Below are 17,914 nucleotides of genomic sequence, written 5' to 3' on the forward strand. Positions count from 1 at the left end.
GCGACGTGGATCCGCAGACGATCGGCTATCTCTCGCTGCTGGCGATCGGCATCGCGATCTATTCCGGCATCCATGTCGCGATCGCGCTCTCGACGGTCTCGCTGTTCGGCGTCTGGGCCATCACCGGCAAGCTGAAGCTGGCGCTGAACTTCGTGGCGCTGGCGGCCACCGAGAGCATCGCCAGCTACACCTTCGGCGTCGTGCCGCTGTTCGTGCTGATGGGCATCGCCGTGTCGGAAAGCGGGCTCGGCCGCGACACCTTCGCCGCGATCAGCGCCATGACCCGCAACGTGCGCGGCGGGCTGGGGATCGCCACGGTGCTGTCGAACGCGGTGTTCGCGGCCATTACGGGCATCTCGATCGCCTCGGCCGCGGTGTTCGCCAAGGTGGCGGTTCCGGAAATGATCGCCGCCGGCTACGCGCGCTCCGTCGCGGTGGGCGTGGTGGCGGGATCCTCGGTGCTGGGGATGTTGATTCCGCCGAGCCTGCTCCTGATCCTGTTCGCGGTGCTGACGGATTCCTCCATCGGCGACCTGTTCCTCGGCGGCGTCGGCCCCGGCCTGCTGCTGACGGTCGCCTACTGCGTCTACCTGCTGGCGCTCGGCCGGCTGAGGCCCGACCTCATGGAGAAGCGCCGGAGCGATGCCGCGCCGCTGCCCGACGGCGGCCGGCTGCGGATGCTCGCGCCGGTGCTCACGCTCGCCGGCATCGTGCTCGGCGGCATCTACACGGGCTACTTCACGCCGACCGAGGCCGGCGCGGTGGGCGCGATGGTCGCGCTGCTGATCGCCATCGCCATGCGCCGGGTGAACGCCGGCACCTTCTGGCGCATCGCCGTGCAGACCGGCCACATCACCGCGTCGGTCTCGTTCCTGATCATCGGCGCCTCGATCTACGGGCGGATGCTGGCGTTCTCCGGCGTGCCGGCGTCGCTGACGGTGCTCGCGACCAACACCGGCGTCGGCCCGCTCGGCTTCCTGTTCCTGTTCGCGATGCTGCTGATCCTGCTCGGCACGATCCTCGATTCCTCTTCGATCCTGCTGATCACCGTGCCGCTCGCCTTCCCGATCACCCAGTCGCTGGGCATCGACGTCATCCACTTCGGCCTCGTCAGCGTGCTGGCGGTGGAGATCGGCCTGCTCACCCCGCCGCTGGGGCTGTCGGTGTTCGTCGTCCAGTCGACGCTGAAGGACACCGGGATCGGGCTCGGCGAGGTGTTCCGCGGCGCCGCCCCCTTCGCCGCCATCATGGCGAGCGTGCTCGTCCTGGTGATCCTGTTTCCCGCGATCGTCACCGCGATCCTGGGCAGATGACACGCGGCCGGCCCGTCGCCGGCCGCCACGACCATTGGAGATGTGCCCATGCCCCTCGTCGACCTCTCCCGGCCGCTCGAGAACACAGAGTTCGCCGACCCGCCGGGCCTCGGTCCGAAAATCGAGTACTTCGCCCACGCCGACACGGCCGGCGAGATCCTGAGCTTCTTCCCGGGCGTCGCCCAGGACGAGCTTCCCGGCGGCGAGGGCTGGGCGGTGGAGCGGGTCGCCATCACCACCCACAACGGCACCCACCTGGACGCGCCCTACCACTACCACTCGACCATGGACGGCGGAAAACGGGCGATCACCATCGACGAGGTGCCGCTGGAATGGTGCATGGGCCGCGGCGTGAAGCTGGACTTCCGCCGCTTCGGGAACGGCTACGTGGCGACCGCCGAAGACGTGGAGGCCGAGCTCGCCCGGATCGGCCACGCGCTGCAGCCGTTCGACATCGTGCTGGTGAACACCGCCGCGGGCGCCCGCTACGGCGAGACCGACTACGTGACCACCGGCTGCGGCATGGGCCGCGAGGCGACGCTGTACCTCACCGAGCGCGGCGTGAAGGTGACCGGCACCGATGCGTGGAGCTGGGACGCCCCGTTCGTCTACACCGCCAAGAAGGTGGCGGAGACGGGCGACGCGTCGCTGATCTGGGAGGGCCACCGCGCCGGCATGGTGCACGGCTACTGCCACATCGAGAAGCTCGCCAACCTGGAGACCCTGCCGTCCACCGGCTTCGAGGTCATCTGCTTTCCCGTGAAGATCAAGGCGGCGAGCGCCGGCTGGTGCCGCGCCGTCGCGGTGGTGAAGGACTAGGGCCCCCATGAAACTCGCGACCTACACCACCGGAGGCGCCGAGAAGATCGGCGCGCTGACCGCCGACGGCACCCGCCTCGTCGACCTCGCGGCGGCGTCGGGCGGCGACGCGCGCTTCGCCACCATGCTGAGCCTGATCGATGCCGGCGACGCCGGCCTGGACGCGGCGCGCGCGCTGCTCGCCGACGCGGAGCGCACCGGCACCCACTGCGACGCGCTGGACGCCGTGACGCTCAAGGCGCCGATCCCGGTGCCACCGCAGATCCGCGACTTCTCGGTGTTTCCGCTGCACATCGTGCAGGCGCCGACGGGCATGAAGAAGCTCGCGGCGGAGCTTGCCGGCGAGCCGGTTCCCGACATCGCCCCGGGCGAGGTGCCGGCCGTCTACAAGGCGCAGCCGATCTACTATTTCACCAACCGGTTCAGCGTGGTGGGGACCGGGACGACGGTGACCTGGCCGCGCTATTCGGCCTACATGGACTTCGAGATCGAGCTGGCGATCGTGCTCGCGAAGGGCGGCAAGGACATCTCCGTCGAGGCGGCCGGCGACCACATCTTCGGGTACACCATCTTCAACGACTTCTCGGCCCGCGACGCGCAACTGGTCGAGATGGGCGGCATGCTCGGCCCGGCCAAGGGCAAGAGCTTCGACGCCGGCAACGCGTTCGGCCCGTTCCTGGTCACCAAGGACGAGATCCCCGACGTCGGCGCGCTGAAGGCGAGCGTGCGCATCAACGGCAGGCCGGTGATGTCCGACGACTGCTCGGCGATGCTGCATTCGTTCGAGGAGATGATCGCGTTCGTGTCGCGGGACGAGACGCTGCACGCCGGCGAGATCTTCGGCTCCGGCACCGTCGGCAACGGCTGCGGGCTGGAGCACTTCTCGTTCCTCGCCGACGGGGACGTGCTGGAGCTGGAGATCGACGCCATCGGCGTGCTGCGCAACACCGTCGTGCGCCAGTAGGCAGCCCCACGAAAAATCCCGCCCGGTGCGGACCGGACGGGATCGGGGCAGGATCGGTGCGCCCGGGCGGAAGCCCGGGCCCGGTCGCCGAAATCAGCCGGCGAGCGTGCGATAAGCGCGGCGCGCCGAGCGCTTGAGGCGGCGGCGGCGCGGCTCGGTCGACACCAGGTACCAGGCGCCGGCGAAGACGAGCGCGGCGGCGCCGACACCGAGGACGGTCAGCGCCGTCTCGCGGTTGTCGCGCGGGCGCCAGCGCTCCGGCAGCGCGTAGTCGGGCACGCGGTCCATCAGGGAGCGCCCGCCTTCGGACAGGTAGCGCCCGCCTTCGGAGACACGGCGGCGGGCTTCGTCGTAGGTTTCACGCGGATAGTGCATCGGGGACCCCATGTTCCAGAGCGTGTCCCCGGTCCGATCGGGTCGATCGAAGCGACGGACGAGGCTCAATGTCTCGATGCTGGAGCCAGGCCGGCCCGGACCGGCGGTGCGGGCGCGAAGGCTCCAGGCGGCGGCCCGCGTCGCCGCACCGGCTGTCGGTGCGGGGCGGTTCGCGGGCGCCTTGCGGGAGGAAACGACCGCCGACCGGCGAACGTTCCCTGCCCGTCGAGCGACAAAATGTCCGGCCTCAGAGATCCTTCAGCGTGGCGCGCAGCTTGTCGACGATTTCGTCGATGTGGGAGCGCTCGGCGATCAGCGACGGCGCGAGGATCGCCGTGTCGCCGGTGAACTTCACGTGCAGGCCGTTCCAGAACAGCTTCTTCTGGAGCGCGTTGCCGCGCAGCCCCGCCGCGCCCTCGGGCGCCACCTCGACGCCGGCCATCAGGCCGTAGCCACGCAGATCGACCACGCAGTCGAGGTCCTTCAGGCTCCACACCGCGTCGAGGAAGTAGTCGGACATGGCGCCGGCGCGGGCGAACAGGTCCTCCTCCTCGTAGATCTCCAGGGTGGCGAGACCCGCCGCGCAGGCGGCCGGGTGACCGGAGTAGGTGTAGCCGTGGAAGAACTCGATGGCGTCCTCGGGGGCCGCGTCGACGACGGTGGTGTAGATCTCGTCGCGCACCGCCACCGCGCCCATGGGGATCGCGCCGTTGGTGAGCGCCTTGGCCATGGTCATGATGTCCGGCACCACGCCGAAGGCGTCGGCGGCAAACGGCTTGCCGAGGCGGCCGAAGCCGGTGATCACCTCGTCGAAGACCAGCAGGATGCCGTTGGCGTCGCAGATCTCGCGGATGCGCTCGAGGTAGCCCTTCGGCGGCACCAGGGTGCCGGTGGAACCGGCGACCGGCTCGACGAACACCGCGCCGATGGTGGCGGCGCCGTAGGTGTTGCAGAAGCGCTGGAGGTCCTCGGCGAGCTCCGCGCCGGTTTCCGGCTGGCCACGCTGGAAGCGGACGTCCGGGTCCCAGGTGTGGCGCATGAGCACGACGTTGGGCAGCGTGACCGGGAAGCCCTCGCGGTTCTTCACCAGGCCGGAGAGCGACGTGCCGCCCATGTTGACGCCGTGATAGGCGCGCTCGCGGGAGACGAAGCGCAGCCGCTGGCTCTCGCCGCGGGCGCGGTGATAGGCCATGGCGATCTTCAGCGCCGTGTCGATGGCCTCGGAGCCCGAGTTCACGAAGAACACGTGGTTGATAGGCTCGGGCAGGATGGCGGCGAGCTTGGAGGCGAGCTGGAAGGCGCCGGGGTGGCCCATCTGGAAGGACGGGGCGTAGTCGTTCGTCTGCATCTGGGCGTAGACCGCGTCGGCGATCTTCTTGCGGCCGTGGCCGGCGGCCACGTTGAAGAGCGCCGAGGAGCCGTCAATGATCTTGCCGCCGCGCTGGTCCCACAGGTAGACGCCCTCGCTCTTCACCACGAGGCGCGGGTCGTTCTTGAAGTCGCGGTTCGCCGAAAACGGCATCCACTGCTCTTCGAGGGAATTCGGCACGGTCTGCTTCAGCTGGACGACGGTATTCATGGTGTACCTTCGGTGGGGCAAGAACGGGTGGACGGCACTCTAGGACAACGACCGGGCGTTGCGAAGATGGGCGCGAAAGAAGGTTCGGCCCAATTGTCGCGGCAGACCGTTCTGCCGGGCCGGCCGAGGCAGGCGGGAAGTCGCGGCGCGGCCCTGACCGGCTGGCATGGCGAGCCGCGGCGACCTAGTCTGGCGCCGCGCGTTGCCCGGGAAGGCTGCGGAGCCGCGCTGCACCGCGTTCAGGGATCGAGACGATGCGGCTGATGCTGGTGGACGACGAACCCCCTGCCCGGCGCGCCATGCGCCGGCTTCTGGGCGCGCACGGCGACGTGGAGATCGTCGCCGAGGCGGGCACCGTGTCCGACGCCGCGCGCGCCGCAGCGGACACGAATCCGGACCTGATCCTCCTCGACATCGGGCTGACCGACGGCGAGGGCTTCGACCTCCTCGCCGCGCTGCCCGGCTCCGCCGCCATCGTGTTCGTGACCGCCCACAGCGCCTTCGCGGCGCGGGCCTTCGACGTGGCCGCCGTCGACTATCTCCTGAAGCCGGTGGACCCGGCGCGGCTGGCAACCGCGCTGGAGCGGGTGCGGCACCGGCTGAGCTCCGACGGGAAGCGGCGGGACAATGGCGCGCGGCCGGCCGTCGACCTGGAGCGCCGCCTGGCGCTGACGGCGAACGGCACCACCAGCCTCGTGCCGGTGGCCTCCGTCGCCTTCCTGACGGCCGAGGCGGACTTCACCCGCCTGCACCTGGTCGACGGGCGGCAGTCGCTCGTCTGCCGGCTGCTGAAGCTGTTCGAGGAGGAGCTGCCGGTCCCGCCGTTCCTGCGGGTGAGCCGCTCGGTGATCCTCAACCTCGACCACGTGGCGCGGCTGGAGCGCTCCGCCGACGGGGGCGCCACGGTGTGGCTCGCCGGCGGGACCGTCGATCTGGGGCGAATCCCCGCGCGCCGGCTGCTCGCCAGCCTGAAGGAGGCGCCGCGCGGCGGCCCCGAGGCCGTTTCATCGAGCCGAGCGGCCGGTTCACAGATTGGCGGCTGAACCGGCCGGGGCTTGTCGCTCAATAGGCGAACGGGCAACCGCAAGGGCGCCCTTTCGAGCGGCTGCCGGAGCGTCTCCGCAGCCATTTCCTTCGACCGGGCGGTCCCGCCGGGTCGGACACACGCCAGGCATGCGGACCGGGCGGGGTCCGGGTTCCTGCAGAAACCCATCGAGACCCATGTCGACAGTCAGCATCTCGCCGGCCGCGCCCGACCGCGTTCCCGGCGCCTCCCCGGTCGATGACCATCCCGCCCCCGACGACCCGACCATCGCGGAGAACCCTTTCCCCATCTTCGCCGCCCTCGGCGACCCCACCCGCCTGGAGCTGGTCTCCCGGCTTCACCGGCAGGGCGGTCGCTCGATCGCCAGCCTCGCGGCGGGGATCCCGCTGACGCGGCAGGCGATCACCAAGCATCTCCAGGTGCTGGAAGGCGCCGGGCTGGTCACCAGCCGGCGCGTCGGCCGCGAAAGCCGCTACACGGTACGGCATGAGACCTTCGACCGGGCCCGGGCCTGCCTGGACGCCCTGGCGGCGGGACAGGAGGGCGCGCGCAACGGCGCCGCCCCCCGGACCGGGCGGTAACGCATCAGGGCATGGGCCGCGCGGCCCATGCCCGCGACGGTCGAGCGGTCGTCCCCAGACGGACGCGGCCCGCCAAAGCGGAGGGCTCGCGAATCGGCGCGCCGCGCTATGATGGCCCCGGCCATTAAGCGGACGGGGCAGCCGATGACCGACAAGCACGAGGAAAGCCGCGTCCGCGTCGACCTGACCGCGGTGGTGGTCGCCGTGCGCGCCGGAGATCCGTACGTACTGACGGTCGCACGCGACCGGGACGCGCCGATCGGACTGCCCTCCGGCCCGCTGGAGCCGTCGCACCGCACGCTGCAGGCGGGCCTGCGCAACTGGGTGGAAATCGAGACCGGGTTCCGGCTCGGCTACGTCGAGCAGCTCTACACCTTCGGCGACCCGGCCCCCTCCAAGTTCGCCCTGTCCGGCCCCGACGACGATCGCGCGCTGTCGATCGCCTACCTCGCCCTCGTCTCGCCGCCCGGCCCGACGCTGCCCATCGAGGGGAGCTGGCGCTCCTGGTACGCCTTCTTCCCCTGGGAGGACATGCGGGCCGGCGAGCCGGCCGCGCGGCTCGCCGTGCTGGAGCGGCTGAAACAGTGGGCCCGCGCCGGCGGCGCCTCCGGCGACAAGGACGCCCTCGACCGGATCCGCCTCGCCTTCGCCACCAGCGGCACGCCCTGGGACGAGGAGAAGACGCTGGAGCGCTACGAGATGCTCTACGAGGCGGGGCTGGTGCCCGAGACCTTCGTCGACGGCGGCCGCACGCCGCCGGCCGACACCGCGCCGGGACTGGCCATGCAGGCCGACCACCGCCGGATGCTCGCCACCGCCATCAGCCGGCTGCGCGCCAAGATCAAGTACCGGCCGGTGCTGTTCGAGCTGATGCCGCCGTCCTTCACCCTCTCGGAGCTGCAGAAGACCGCGGAGGCGCTGTCCGGCGTGGTGCTGCACAAGCAGAACTTCCGCCGGCTCATCGCCCAGCAGGAGCTGGTGGAGGAAACCGGCGAACTGGCCACCGACACCGGCGGCCGGCCGGCCAAGCTGATGCGCTTCCGCCGCGAGGCGACGCTGGAGCGGCCCGCCCCGGGCGTGAAGCTGTCGGCGACGCGGCGCGCAGGATTTCCTTGACTCGCGCGTTTTCCGTCTTATGCTCAGCCTGAGTATAAAGGGCCAGCACGTGGTCCTCTTTTTTCGGGGAAGAAATGCTCAAATTGAGCAAAAGGAGGTCGCAATGACCGCAGCCCTTGCCGCCGTGAGCGCGCGCCTGCCGTTTACCGCCGAGATCGATGCCCGCACCGCCGGCGTCTACGAGAAGGTGAAGGCGCACGTGCCCCGTGCCGAATGGCAGCTGTTCGCGCCCGAGATCGACGCGATCAACCGGCTGAAGCGCGAGCGCAACGCCATCATCCTCGCCCACAACTACCAGACGCCCGAGATCTACCACGGCGTCGCCGACATCGTCGGCGACTCGCTGGCACTCGCCCGCCGCGCCGCCGAGACCGATGCCGACGTGATCGTCCAGGCCGGCGTGCACTTCATGGCCGAGACCTCGAAGCTGGTCTGCCCGGACAAGACGGTGCTGATTCCCGATCCGCTGGCCGGCTGCTCGCTCGCCGCCTCCATCACCGGCGCCGACGTGCGGCGGCTGCGCGCCCAGTATCCCGGCGTGCCGATCGTCACCTACGTGAACACGTCGGCCGAGGTGAAGGCGGAGTCCGACATCTGCTGCACGTCGGGCAACGCGCTGAAGATCGTCACCTCGCTGAACGCGCCCCGGGTGATCATGATCCCCGACAAGTACCTGGCGAGCTTCGTCGCCAGCCAGACCGACATCGAGATCATCACCTGGGAGGGCGCCTGCGAGGTGCACGAGCGCTTCACCGGCGCGGAGATCCGCGAATACCGCGACGCCATCGACGGGCTGACGGTGATCGCCCACCCCGAGTGCCCGCCGGACGTGATCGACGCCTCCGACTTCGCCGGCTCGACCGCGGAGATGATCTCCTACGTGAAGGACCGCCAGCCCGAGCGCGTGCTGCTGGTGACCGAATGCTCGATGAGCGACAACATCGCGGCGGAATCCCCCAACACGGAATTCATGAAGCCGTGCGGCCTGTGCCCGCACATGAAGCGGATCACGCTGTCGAACATCCGCCGGTCGCTGGAGACCATGACCTTCGAGGTGACCGTCGACCCGGCGGTCGCCGAGCGCGCCCGCGCGGCCGTGGAGCGCATGCTCGCGGTGCACTGAGAGCGCGACGGGGACGCGGGCACCGGTCTTCGCCCGCTTTCCGCCCCCCTGAACCGTCCTGCCCCTCCGGCCGGGTCGCCCGACCCGGCCGCCCCCCTCTCCCAATCGAGTGCGCGAGCCCATGTCCCCCTTCGCCCTTCCGACCCTGATGGTCGAGCCGATCGTCCGCGCAGCGCTGCTGGAAGATCTCGGCCGCGCCGGCGACATCACCACCGACGCCATCGTGCCGGCCGACCTGGTCGCGGAAGCCGTCATCGCCGCCCGCCAGCCCGGCACGGTCGCGGGCTGTCAGGTGGCGGAACTCGCCTTCAAGCTGATCGACCCGGCGATGACCTGCACCGTGGAGGCCCCCGACGGAAGCCGGGTCGGATCCGGCGACGTCGTGCTGCGGCTGAAGGGATCGGCGCGGGCGCTGCTGACCGCCGAGCGCACCGCGCTCAACCTGCAATGCCGCCTGTCGGGCATCGCCACGGCCACCGCCGAGATCGTCGAGGCGGTGCGCGGCACCCGAGCCGCGGTGACCTGCACGCGCAAGACGACGCCAGGGCTCCGGGCGCTTGAGAAGGCCGCCGTGCGCGCCGGCGGCGGCGCCAACCACCGCTTCGGCCTCGACGACGCGATCCTCATCAAGGACAACCACATCGCGCTCGCCGGCTCCGTCACCGGCGCCATCGCGGCGGCACGACAGCGCATCGGCCACCTGGTGAAGATCGAGGTAGAAGTGGACACGCTGGAGCAGCTCGAAGAGGCGATGGCCTCGGCGCCGGACGTGGTGCTGCTCGACAACATGGACCCGGCGACGCTGGCGAAGGCCGTCGCGTTCGTGGACGGGCGGGCAATCCTGGAGGCCTCGGGCCGGATCACCCGGGAAACCGCCCGGGCGATCGCCGAGACCGGCGTCGACCTGATCTCCGCCGGCTGGCTGACCCACAGCGCCAAGGCGCTCGACCTGGGACTGGATATCGCGATCTGAGGGGTCTCCGGGGCGCGATCTTCGCCTCCAGGCCGACGCTCTCTCCTCACGGCGAAGGCCGAGATCCAGGACGGAATAATTCCGGCGCTGCGATCCTTGGCCCTGGATTCCCGCTTTCGCGGGAATGAGCGGAGAATGTGATTGTCGCGGAGCGACGCAACAACAGCCTGGCAGGGTTGCACCAGCCAGCGCGCGACCGCGCGCCGGCCGGTCAGGCCGCCCACCCGGAGCCGGTGAGCAAAGCGAACTCGGCGTGAGGGGTGATATTTTCCCCGCAATCCCGGACGGAAAACCGCAAGGGCACTTTTCCTGGGATTGCTAGACGACCGCCTCCGCCTCGATCTCCACCGCGTAGTCGCCGACGAGATCGCCGGCGGCGACCAGGGTGTTAGCGGGGCGGATATCGCCGAACATGCGGCCGTGGGCGATGGAGACGGCCTCGACGTCGGCCACGTCACGCACGAAGATCCGTGTGCGCACCACGTCCTCCACCGATCCGCCGAGGGCCACGATGGAGGCGGCGATCTTGTCGAGCACGTAGGTCGTCTGGGCGCCGGCATCGCCGGGCGCGACGATGTGATCGGCGCCGTGGGTCGCCGTGGTGCCGGAGACGAGGATGCGGTCGCCGATGCGCACCGAGCGGCTGTAGCCGGCGAGCGGCTCCCACTTGCTGCCCGAGGAGACGCGCTTGCGGCCGGGCCGGCCGGGGATGTCCTCGGCGGTGAAGTAGCGCGGCACCTCGCTCAGGTGATGGCTGAGATCGCCCGATGCGGTGAGGAACGGCGGCCGGCGGTATTCGTCGCCGCAGTCGCCGGGGATCGGCGTGGTGGCGGCGAACGCCGCGTCGAGGCGGGCCTTGTCCTCGGCGTCGAGGGCGAAGTCGAAGAGCTTCAGGTTGTCGGCGCGGTGCTCGCTCTCGCCGAGGCGCGCGCCGATGATGACGCCGGCCACGTGGGGCTGCTCGAGGATCCAGCGGGTGGCGACGTTGGAGATCGACACCCCGTGCTTGCGGCCGATCTCGGCGGCGGCGCGCAGGATACCCTGATAGGCGTCCCAGCCGCCGGCGGTGTCGATGAAGCGCTTGTACTTCATGCCGCTCCAGTCGGGGATTGCGACCGGCTCCGGCTTGCCGAGCCACTTCTCCGACAGGAAGCCGCCGCACAGCGTGCCGTAGGCGAGCAGCCGCGCGCCGGTGCGGGCGCAGACCTCGGCGAGCGGGCCGGCGGCGCGGCGGTCGAGCAGCGAGAACGACACCTGGTTGGTGCGCACGGGCACGCCGTCGGCGATCGCGAGGTTCAGGTGGGCGGCGTCGAAGTTGGTGACGCCGATCTCGGCGATGGCGCCCTCCTCGCGCAGCGCGGCCAGCTCGTGCATGGCGTCGAGCCAGGCCGGGTGCTCGAAGGTCCACCAGTGGAACTGCAGGAGGTCGACCCGCTCGACGCCGAGGCGCGCGCGGCGTTCGTCGACGCCGGCGCGGACGATGTCGCGCGTCATCGGGCCGGGCTCCGGGCACCACTTGGTGAACGCCACCGCCCGGGCTTCGCCAGGGCCGAAGCGCTTCAGCAGCGCGCCGGTGATCAGCTCGGCGCTGCCGTAGTGGTCGGCCATGTCGAAGGTGGTGAACCCGTCGGCGACGTAGGCGGCGAGATGGTCGGCGGAGGCCTCCGGATCGAGGGTGCGGCCGTCCTTCTCCATGTCGGCCACCTGCCAGAGGCCGGTGAGCACCCGGCTGATGGTGAGGTCGCCTGTAAGCGCGATGGTTTCGGGTTTCTGGGTCATGACACTTCGCGTTTGGCGCGGCTGGTGAGCGCGTGACGGGAGATGGTCCGGATCTCGCGCAGGATACCCTGGGGCCGCAGCATCAGGATGGCGCAGAGCGCGACGCCGATGAGAACGATCTGCAGCGAGGCGGCGCGCGCCTGGGATCCGGAGGGGAAGAGCGCATCGATGAACGAGGCGGACACCGCCCAGACGCCCCAGACCAGGACGGCGCCGAGGATGGCCCCGCGGTTGTTGCCGCTGCCGCCGACGATCAGCATCGCCCAGACCTGGAAGGTCAGCATCGGCAGGTAGTTCTCCGGCGCGATGAAGCCGATGAAATGGCCCTGCACGGCGCCGCCGAGCCCCATGATGGCGCCGCCGATGGCGAACGCCTGGATGCGCAGCCACTTCGGGTTCTTGCCGAGTGCCTGGGCGGCGACCTCGTCCTCGCGGATCGCCCGCAGCACGCGGCCCCACGGGCTGCGCACCAGGCGTTCCAGAAACAGGTAGACGGCCAGCACCGTGGCGATCACGACGCCGAGGTTGGCGAACGAGAAGGCGAGCGCGTTGCCCTCCAGGCCCTCGAACGGCTTGGGGATGAAGCCGATTCCGAACGGACCGCCGGTGATGCCCTGCAGGTTGAGCACTGCGAGCTGGACGAGGACGGCCACGCCGAAGGTCGTGATGGCCAGATAGTCGGCGCGCAGCCGGATCGTCAGCCAGCCGACGAACAGCGCCAGCAGGCCTGCGACGACGACGGCGCCGCCCCAGCCGACGAGCATCGGCAGGCCGAAGCCGCCGAGCCGATCGGCCGTCTCCGGTGTCGTCAGGATGGCCGAGGTGTAGGCGCCGACGGCGACGAAGGCGGCGATGCCGACGTTGAACAGGCCGGTCTGGCCCCATTGCAGGTTCAGGCCGAGGCAGATGATGGCGTAGGTGAGCGCCATGGTGAGGAAGAAGGCCGCGTAGGCGAAGACCTCGATGCCCATCATGCCCTCCCGAACAGGCCGTTCGGCCGCACGATCAGGATCGCGGTGAGGATGACGAAGGCCGCCCCCGCCCGCCATTCCGCGCCCACCACGTGCACCGCCACCGCCTCGCCAAGCCCGACGACGAGCCCGCCGATCACCGCGCCCGGCACACTGCCGATACCGCCCAGGATGGCGGCGGCGAACAGCGGCAGCAAAAGGTCGAAGCCCATGTAGGGGCGGATCTGGACCAGCAGCCCGGCGATGACGCCGGCCGCGCAGGCAAGCGCCGCGCCGAGGATCCAGACAAGGCGGATGACCTGGTCGACGTCGACGCCGACGAGGCCGGCGAGCGACGGATCCTCGCTGACCGCCCGCATGGCGCGGCCCTGGGGCGTGCGCGTCAGCAGGAGATGGACGCCGACGACCAGCACAATGGTGAGAGCGATGGCGAACAGCTGGTCGGGCGTGGCGCGGATGCCGCCGCCGAGGGGGATGGCGATCTGCAGCTCGCGGGTGAAGTAGCCCGGCCGCGCCGTGTAGATGAACTCGAGCGCGCTGCGGAGCGCCATCGACGCGCCGAAGCTCGCCATCACGATGATGATCATCACCGCGCCCTGGTTGCGCAGGCGCCTGAACAGCAGCCGGTCGAGGAGGAGCGCCAACCCGGCCGTCAGGATCATCGCCAGCAGGCCTGCGATCGGCAGGCTCCAGCCGAACGAGAACGGCTCGATCGGCGCCGACGAGCCGGCGACGGCGGCGCCGATCGCGGCGGAGATCGTCATCGCGAGATAGGCGCCCCAGGCGATGAACTCGCCGTGGGCGAAGTTGGGAAAGCGCAGGATCGAGTAGGTGAGCGTGACGCCGATGGCGCCGAGACCGATCATCGATCCGGCGACCAGTCCGTCCATGAGGAGCTGGGGGTTCACGAGAGCGCCTCCTGCCGGTCGCCGGAGCCGAGGAACAGCTCGCCGATGTTCGGGTGGTTGGCCAGGTCGTCCGCCGGCGCGTCGTAGCGCAGGTGGCCGTCGACGAGCACCACGGCGCGCGAGACGATCTTCAGGGCCGCCCGCACGTTCTGCTCGACCAGCACGATGGTGACGCCGGTGTCGTTGATGGCCTTCAGCGTCTGAAACACCTCCGCCACCAGCTTCGGCGACAGGCCGGCCGACGGCTCGTCGAGGAGCAGCACCGAGGGCGAGACCAGCAGCGCCCGGGCGGTCGCCAGCATCTGCCGCTGGCCGCCCGACAGGCTGCCGGCGGCGCGGCCAGGACGGGCGGCGAGATCCGGGAACTGGGCGAACATTGCCTCGATGCGCGGCCCCTGCTCGGCCTTCGGCAGGATGGCGGAGGCGAGCTGCAAATTCTCGCGGATCGACAGGCGCGCGAAGATGTTCTCGGTCTGCGGCACGAAGGCCATGCCGCGCCGGATGATCTGGTTGGGCTTCAGGCCGGCGACCGGCGCGCCATTCAGACGGACCTCGCCGCCGAACACCGGCACGGTGCCGGCGATGGCCTTCACGAAGGTGGACTTGCCGGCGCCGTTGGGCCCGAGGATCGCCACCATCTCTCCGTCGGCGACGGAGAAGTCGATGCCCTTGACGATGGGCAGGTCGCGCTCGTAGCCGGCGACGAGGCCGTGGGTGGACAGCGGCGCGGCTGCATTCATGCGTCGATGTCCCCCAGGTAGACGCCGACGACCTCCTCGTTGGCGGCGACCTCGGCGGGGGTGCCCTCCATGAGCTGCCGCCCGCCGGCCATGACCACCACGCGCCCGCACAGGCGCGCGACCATCTCCATGTTGTGCTCGATCAGCAGGATCGACACGCCGGAGCGGTTGATCTCGACGATGCGGTCGCAAATGAGATCGAGCAGCGCCGGGTTCACGCCGGCCGCCGGTTCGTCGAGGAGGATGACCGCCGGATCGGCGATCAGCACGCGGGCGAGCTCCAGCAGCTTGCGCTGGCCGCCGGAGAGCTTGCGGGCCGGCTCGTCGGCGAGCCGGGTGAGGGAGACGAATTCGAGGATCTCGCGGGCGCGCCCGATGCTAGTGCGCTCCTCGCGGGCGACCCGGAACGGCAGGAACACGTTGGCGAGCACCCGCTCGCCGGTCTGGCCCTGCACCGCGGTGAGGACGTTTTCCAGCACCGTCATCTCGCCGAACGGCCGCGGGATCTGGAAGGTGCGGCCGAGCCCCCCACCAAGGCGGCGCTCGGCCGACTGGCGCGTGACGTCGTGGCCCTTGAGGGTGATCCGCCCGGCATCGGAGCGGAGGCTGCCGGCCAGGAGATTGAACACGGTGGTCTTGCCGGCGCCGTTCGGACCGATCAGGCCGGCCATCTCGCCGGGCGCCAGCGACAGCGACATGCCGTCGACCGCGCGCATCCCGCCGAAGCTCCGCACGAGATCGCGCGCCTCGAGGATCGGGGCGCCGGCCGACGTGGTTTGCAACGCTGCTGCGGGCATGAACCTGCGCTGTCCCCCTGCGCGCCGGATGCCCGGCGCCGACCCCAGTTCCGGCGTTTCGATCACAACGTGATTTTTGTGATCACACTTTACATGATCACAATGCCGCCATACTGTAAAGCCGTCGCCGACGAGGAATGCGGGATCGGGAAATAGGCCCGCCCCGCCGCCCTCGGGCGGCCACAGCTCAGGACCCACGGGACGCGATGACCCAGCAACCGCTCGCCTCCGCCGCCCTGGACAGATCTGCCGACGACCGGCCGTTGGGAGCCGGACCGTCCGCGGGCCTGATGTCGCTGGGGCCGGTCGCCCGCCAGACGGTGCAGGACCAGGTCTACGCGGAGCTGCGCGACAATCTCATCCACGGCATGTTCGACGCCGGCGAACCCCTGAAGATCCGCGATTTGGCGGCGCGGCTGTCGGTCTCCACGATGCCGGTGCGCGAGGCGCTCGGCCGGCTCATCTCCGAACACGCCGTCGAGGCGATGGCGAACCGCTCGGTGCGGGTGCCGCTGATCAGCGGCGACCGGCTGGAGGATCTCGCCCGCGCCCGCCGCCTCATCGAGGGCGAACTGACGGCGCTGGCCGTACCGCGCATCGCGCCCGCCGGGATTGTCGAGCTGAAGGAGCTGACCGCCGCCTACGACGCGCTGGCGGGCGGGGCGATCATGGCGGCGCGGGAAGCGAGCCGGCTCAACCACGCCTTCCATTTCGCCATCTACCGGGCCGCCGGATCGCCGGTCCTGATCCCAGTGGTGGAGAGCCTGTGGATGCAGTCCGGCCCCTACGTGCGCGCCGCAGCCGCGACCTACGACGGCAGCGACGGAGCCGGCGCGACCAACTACCACCACCGGCTCATCGAGGCGATCGAGGCCCGCGACCCGGACGCCGCCCGCGCGGCGCTGGCCGCCGACATCGGCCGCGCCTTTGACCTGCTGCGCGGCCGGCTCGCGGCTGGAACCGGAGAGGCCGCCCATGGCTGACGACAGGTTCGAGCTCTACGACCTGAAGGTCGAGATCGTCGCTCCGGAGGGCGCGAAAATCTATTGCGGCACGCCCGGCGACTGGTTCGAGCTGCGTGGAGAGATGCTGCACATTCCGCCCGGCCAGGGCTTTTCGATCTACTCGCTCGCGGCGCTGCTGCCGCTGCTGCCGGCCAAGCAGCGGGCGACCGATCCGGCCGACTGGATGTCGACCGACGCCGAGGTCGCCTGCCCCGATCCCAACTGCCCGTCGCGCTTCCGCATCACCCGGACCGGCAAGCGAACGTTCCGGCACGCCGACACCACCGCCGTTCCCCTGCCCGCGTCCGACGACCAGTCCAGTGAGTGACATGAACCGCATCGCGCTTGCCCCCGGCTACGAGATCTCCCCGGTCATCCGCGGGGGCTGGCAGCTTGCCGGCGGGCACGGCCCGATCGAGCGCGACCGGGCGATCGCCGACCTGGTCGAATGCGCCGACAGCGGCATCACCACCTTCGACTGCGCGGACATCTACACCGGCGTCGAGGAGATCCTGGGCGCCTTCCGCATGCGCTACCGCGACCTGCGCGGCGATGAAGCGCTTTCCCGGATCCGGGTCCACACCAAGTTCGTGCCGGACCTGTCCGTACTGTCGACCATCTCGAAGGCGGATGTCACCAGGGGCATCGACACGTCGCTCAGGCGCCTGAAGACCGAGCGGCTCGATCTCGTGCAGTTCCACTGGTGGGACTATTCCGTGCCGCGCTGGGCGGAGACGGCGGGCTGGCTCGCCGAGCAGCAGCAGGCAGGCAAGATCGCGCTCTTGGGCGGCACCAACTTCGACACGGACCACGTCGCGGCGCTGATCGACGGCGGCTATCCGCTGGCGACCATGCAGCTCCAGTATTCGCTGCTGGACGCGCGTCCGGCGCGGCGGATGACGGCGGTCGCCCGCGATCACGGCGTGCGCTTCCTCTGCTACGGCACGGTGGCCGGCGGCTTCCTGTCGGACCGCTGGCTCGGCGCGCCGGAGCCGGGCGAGCCGCTGGAGAACCGCTCGCTCACCAAATACAAGCTGATCATCGACGACTTCGGCGGCTGGGACCGGTTCCAGGAGCTGCTCGCCGCCCTGCGGCGGATCGCCGACGGTCACGGCACCGACATCGCCACCATCGCCAGCCGGGCGATCCTCGACCGGCCGCAGGTGGCGGGCCTGATCGTCGGCGCCCGCAACCGCAGCCACATCGCCGCCAACCTGGCGATCGGCGCCATCGACCTGACCGAGGCCGACCGCGCCGCACTCGCCGCCGTCGTGCCCGAGGACTGCGGGCCGGAGGGCGACGTCTACGAGGTCGAGCGCGACCGCCACGGCCGCCACGGCGCCATCATGAAATACAACCTCAACGAGGCCGCCGGATGAGCCCGACCGACCTCGCCGCGCGCGCTGCGGACGAGGTCCGCGCCCTGCACGTCTTCTTCGTCGACTGGCTGACGGGGCGCGCCGCCGCCGGCGACCTCGGCCGGCTCGAGGCCGCGCTTCACAGCGACTGCGTGCGGATCGCGCCCGACGGTGCGGTGCAGGACCGGGACGCGATCATCGCCATGCTCGCCGGCGCCCACGGGGCGCTCGGGCCGGAGTTCGCCATCGACATCGTGGTGGAGGCGACGGCGGCGCTGTCCGCCGACACCGTGCTGGTGCGCTACGTGGAACACCAGGCATCGGCCGCCGAGACGACGGCGCGTCGCGCCACCGCGATCCTCGTCGACAGCCCCACGTCGCCGGGAGGCGTGACGTGGCGCTGGCTTCAGGAAACCTGGATCGACCAAACCAAAGCCTGAGAGAACTCGGGCGCAAACGAGGGGAACTG

At 70.5% G+C, this 17,914-nt stretch carries 19 protein-coding genes; 12 read left to right on the plus strand and 7 right to left on the minus strand.

The window, feature by feature from the left end; genetic code table 11:
• Positions 1–5 precede the first annotated feature (5 nt).
• Genes AB7M35_RS09750 through AB7M35_RS09760 form a run of 3 tightly spaced genes read left to right on the plus strand, consistent with a single transcriptional unit; the run spans position 6 to position 3,096 of the window.
• A complete protein-coding gene (locus AB7M35_RS09750) occupies positions 6–1,313 on the plus strand; it encodes a TRAP transporter large permease (protein WP_453959256.1) in 1,308 nt (435 codons plus the stop codon).
• A 42-nt stretch (positions 1,314–1,355) separates the two neighbouring features.
• Positions 1,356–2,132, plus strand: coding sequence for a cyclase family protein (locus tag AB7M35_RS09755; protein WP_453959258.1), 777 nt, complete (start codon positions 1,356–1,358; stop codon positions 2,130–2,132).
• A gap of 7 nt (positions 2,133–2,139) precedes the next feature.
• Positions 2,140–3,096: a fumarylacetoacetate hydrolase family protein gene (locus tag AB7M35_RS09760; RefSeq protein ID WP_453959260.1), complete on the plus strand. Its 957-nt coding sequence runs from the start codon at positions 2,140–2,142 to the stop codon at positions 3,094–3,096.
• Positions 3,097–3,189: 93 nt separating this feature from the next.
• Here AB7M35_RS09760 and AB7M35_RS09765 read toward each other — a convergent pair whose 3' ends face one another.
• Complete coding sequence (locus AB7M35_RS09765) at positions 3,190–3,471, minus strand: hypothetical protein (RefSeq protein WP_453959262.1); 282 nt, start codon at positions 3,469–3,471, stop codon at positions 3,190–3,192.
• Positions 3,472–3,718: 247 nt separating this feature from the next.
• Positions 3,719–5,050 (minus strand): aminotransferase class III-fold pyridoxal phosphate-dependent enzyme, encoded by a 1,332-nt coding sequence (locus AB7M35_RS09770; protein WP_453959264.1) that lies wholly within the window; start codon positions 5,048–5,050, stop codon positions 3,719–3,721.
• 254 nt (positions 5,051–5,304) lie between these two features.
• Between AB7M35_RS09770 and AB7M35_RS09775 the strand changes: the two genes are divergently transcribed.
• The 5 genes from AB7M35_RS09775 to nadC all read left to right on the plus strand — a co-directional run bounded on the left by AB7M35_RS09775 (position 5,305) and on the right by nadC (position 9,888).
• A complete protein-coding gene (locus tag AB7M35_RS09775) occupies positions 5,305–6,093 on the plus strand; it encodes a LytR/AlgR family response regulator transcription factor (protein ID WP_453959266.1) in 789 nt (262 codons plus the stop codon).
• A gap of 178 nt (positions 6,094–6,271) precedes the next feature.
• A complete protein-coding gene (locus AB7M35_RS09780; RefSeq protein ID WP_453959268.1) occupies positions 6,272–6,676 on the plus strand; it encodes an ArsR/SmtB family transcription factor in 405 nt (134 codons plus the stop codon).
• A 144-nt stretch (positions 6,677–6,820) separates the two neighbouring features.
• Positions 6,821–7,792: an NUDIX hydrolase gene (locus AB7M35_RS09785; protein WP_453959269.1), complete on the plus strand. Its 972-nt coding sequence runs from the start codon at positions 6,821–6,823 to the stop codon at positions 7,790–7,792.
• A gap of 103 nt (positions 7,793–7,895) precedes the next feature.
• The gene (gene nadA, locus AB7M35_RS09790) at positions 7,896–8,915 is read left to right on the plus strand and encodes a quinolinate synthase NadA (protein ID WP_453959270.1); all 1,020 of its coding nucleotides are present in this window, start codon (positions 7,896–7,898) and stop codon (positions 8,913–8,915) included.
• Between the two features lie 121 nt (positions 8,916–9,036).
• Positions 9,037–9,888 carry a carboxylating nicotinate-nucleotide diphosphorylase gene (gene nadC / locus AB7M35_RS09795; RefSeq protein ID WP_453959271.1) on the plus strand — a complete coding sequence of 284 codons (852 nt, stop codon included), beginning with the start codon at positions 9,037–9,039 and terminating at the stop codon, positions 9,886–9,888.
• Between the two features lie 318 nt (positions 9,889–10,206).
• Here nadC and AB7M35_RS09800 read toward each other — a convergent pair whose 3' ends face one another.
• The 5 genes from AB7M35_RS09800 to AB7M35_RS09820 are packed head-to-tail and all read right to left on the minus strand — an operon-like array spanning position 10,207 to position 15,083.
• Positions 10,207–11,667, minus strand: a complete 1,461-nt coding sequence (locus tag AB7M35_RS09800) for an aldo/keto reductase (protein WP_453959273.1) — start codon at positions 11,665–11,667, stop codon at positions 10,207–10,209.
• Complete coding sequence (locus AB7M35_RS09805) at positions 11,664–12,638, minus strand: branched-chain amino acid ABC transporter permease (RefSeq protein ID WP_453959274.1); 975 nt, start codon at positions 12,636–12,638, stop codon at positions 11,664–11,666. Before AB7M35_RS09805 ends, AB7M35_RS09800 begins: the two co-directional genes overlap by 4 nt.
• Positions 12,638–13,546 (minus strand): branched-chain amino acid ABC transporter permease, encoded by a 909-nt coding sequence (locus tag AB7M35_RS09810; RefSeq protein WP_453959276.1) that lies wholly within the window; start codon positions 13,544–13,546, stop codon positions 12,638–12,640. Before AB7M35_RS09810 ends, AB7M35_RS09805 begins: the two co-directional genes overlap by 1 nt.
• Positions 13,543–14,286, minus strand: a complete 744-nt coding sequence (locus AB7M35_RS09815; RefSeq protein WP_453959277.1) for an ABC transporter ATP-binding protein — start codon at positions 14,284–14,286, stop codon at positions 13,543–13,545. Before AB7M35_RS09815 ends, AB7M35_RS09810 begins: the two co-directional genes overlap by 4 nt.
• Positions 14,283–15,083: an ABC transporter ATP-binding protein gene (locus tag AB7M35_RS09820; protein ID WP_453959279.1), complete on the minus strand. Its 801-nt coding sequence runs from the start codon at positions 15,081–15,083 to the stop codon at positions 14,283–14,285. The genes AB7M35_RS09815 and AB7M35_RS09820 overlap by 4 nt, the downstream gene beginning before the upstream one ends.
• Positions 15,084–15,289: 206 nt before the next feature.
• Here AB7M35_RS09820 and AB7M35_RS09825 point away from each other — a divergent pair, with 206 nt between their 5' ends.
• Genes AB7M35_RS09825 through AB7M35_RS09840 form a run of 4 tightly spaced genes read left to right on the plus strand, consistent with a single transcriptional unit; the run spans position 15,290 to position 17,885 of the window.
• A complete protein-coding gene (locus AB7M35_RS09825) occupies positions 15,290–16,066 on the plus strand; it encodes a GntR family transcriptional regulator (RefSeq protein WP_453959280.1) in 777 nt (258 codons plus the stop codon).
• Complete coding sequence (locus AB7M35_RS09830; RefSeq protein WP_453959282.1) at positions 16,059–16,415, plus strand: TIGR04076 family protein; 357 nt, start codon at positions 16,059–16,061, stop codon at positions 16,413–16,415. The genes AB7M35_RS09825 and AB7M35_RS09830 overlap by 8 nt, the downstream gene beginning before the upstream one ends.
• 1 nt (position 16,416) lies before the next feature.
• Positions 16,417–17,466, plus strand: coding sequence for an aldo/keto reductase (locus tag AB7M35_RS09835; RefSeq protein WP_453960690.1), 1,050 nt, complete (start codon positions 16,417–16,419; stop codon positions 17,464–17,466).
• Positions 17,463–17,885, plus strand: coding sequence for a DUF4440 domain-containing protein (locus AB7M35_RS09840; protein WP_453959283.1), 423 nt, complete (start codon positions 17,463–17,465; stop codon positions 17,883–17,885). The genes AB7M35_RS09835 and AB7M35_RS09840 overlap by 4 nt, the downstream gene beginning before the upstream one ends.
• Positions 17,886–17,914: the final 29 nt, after the last annotated feature.

It is taken from the genome of Amorphus suaedae, assembly GCF_053629675.1.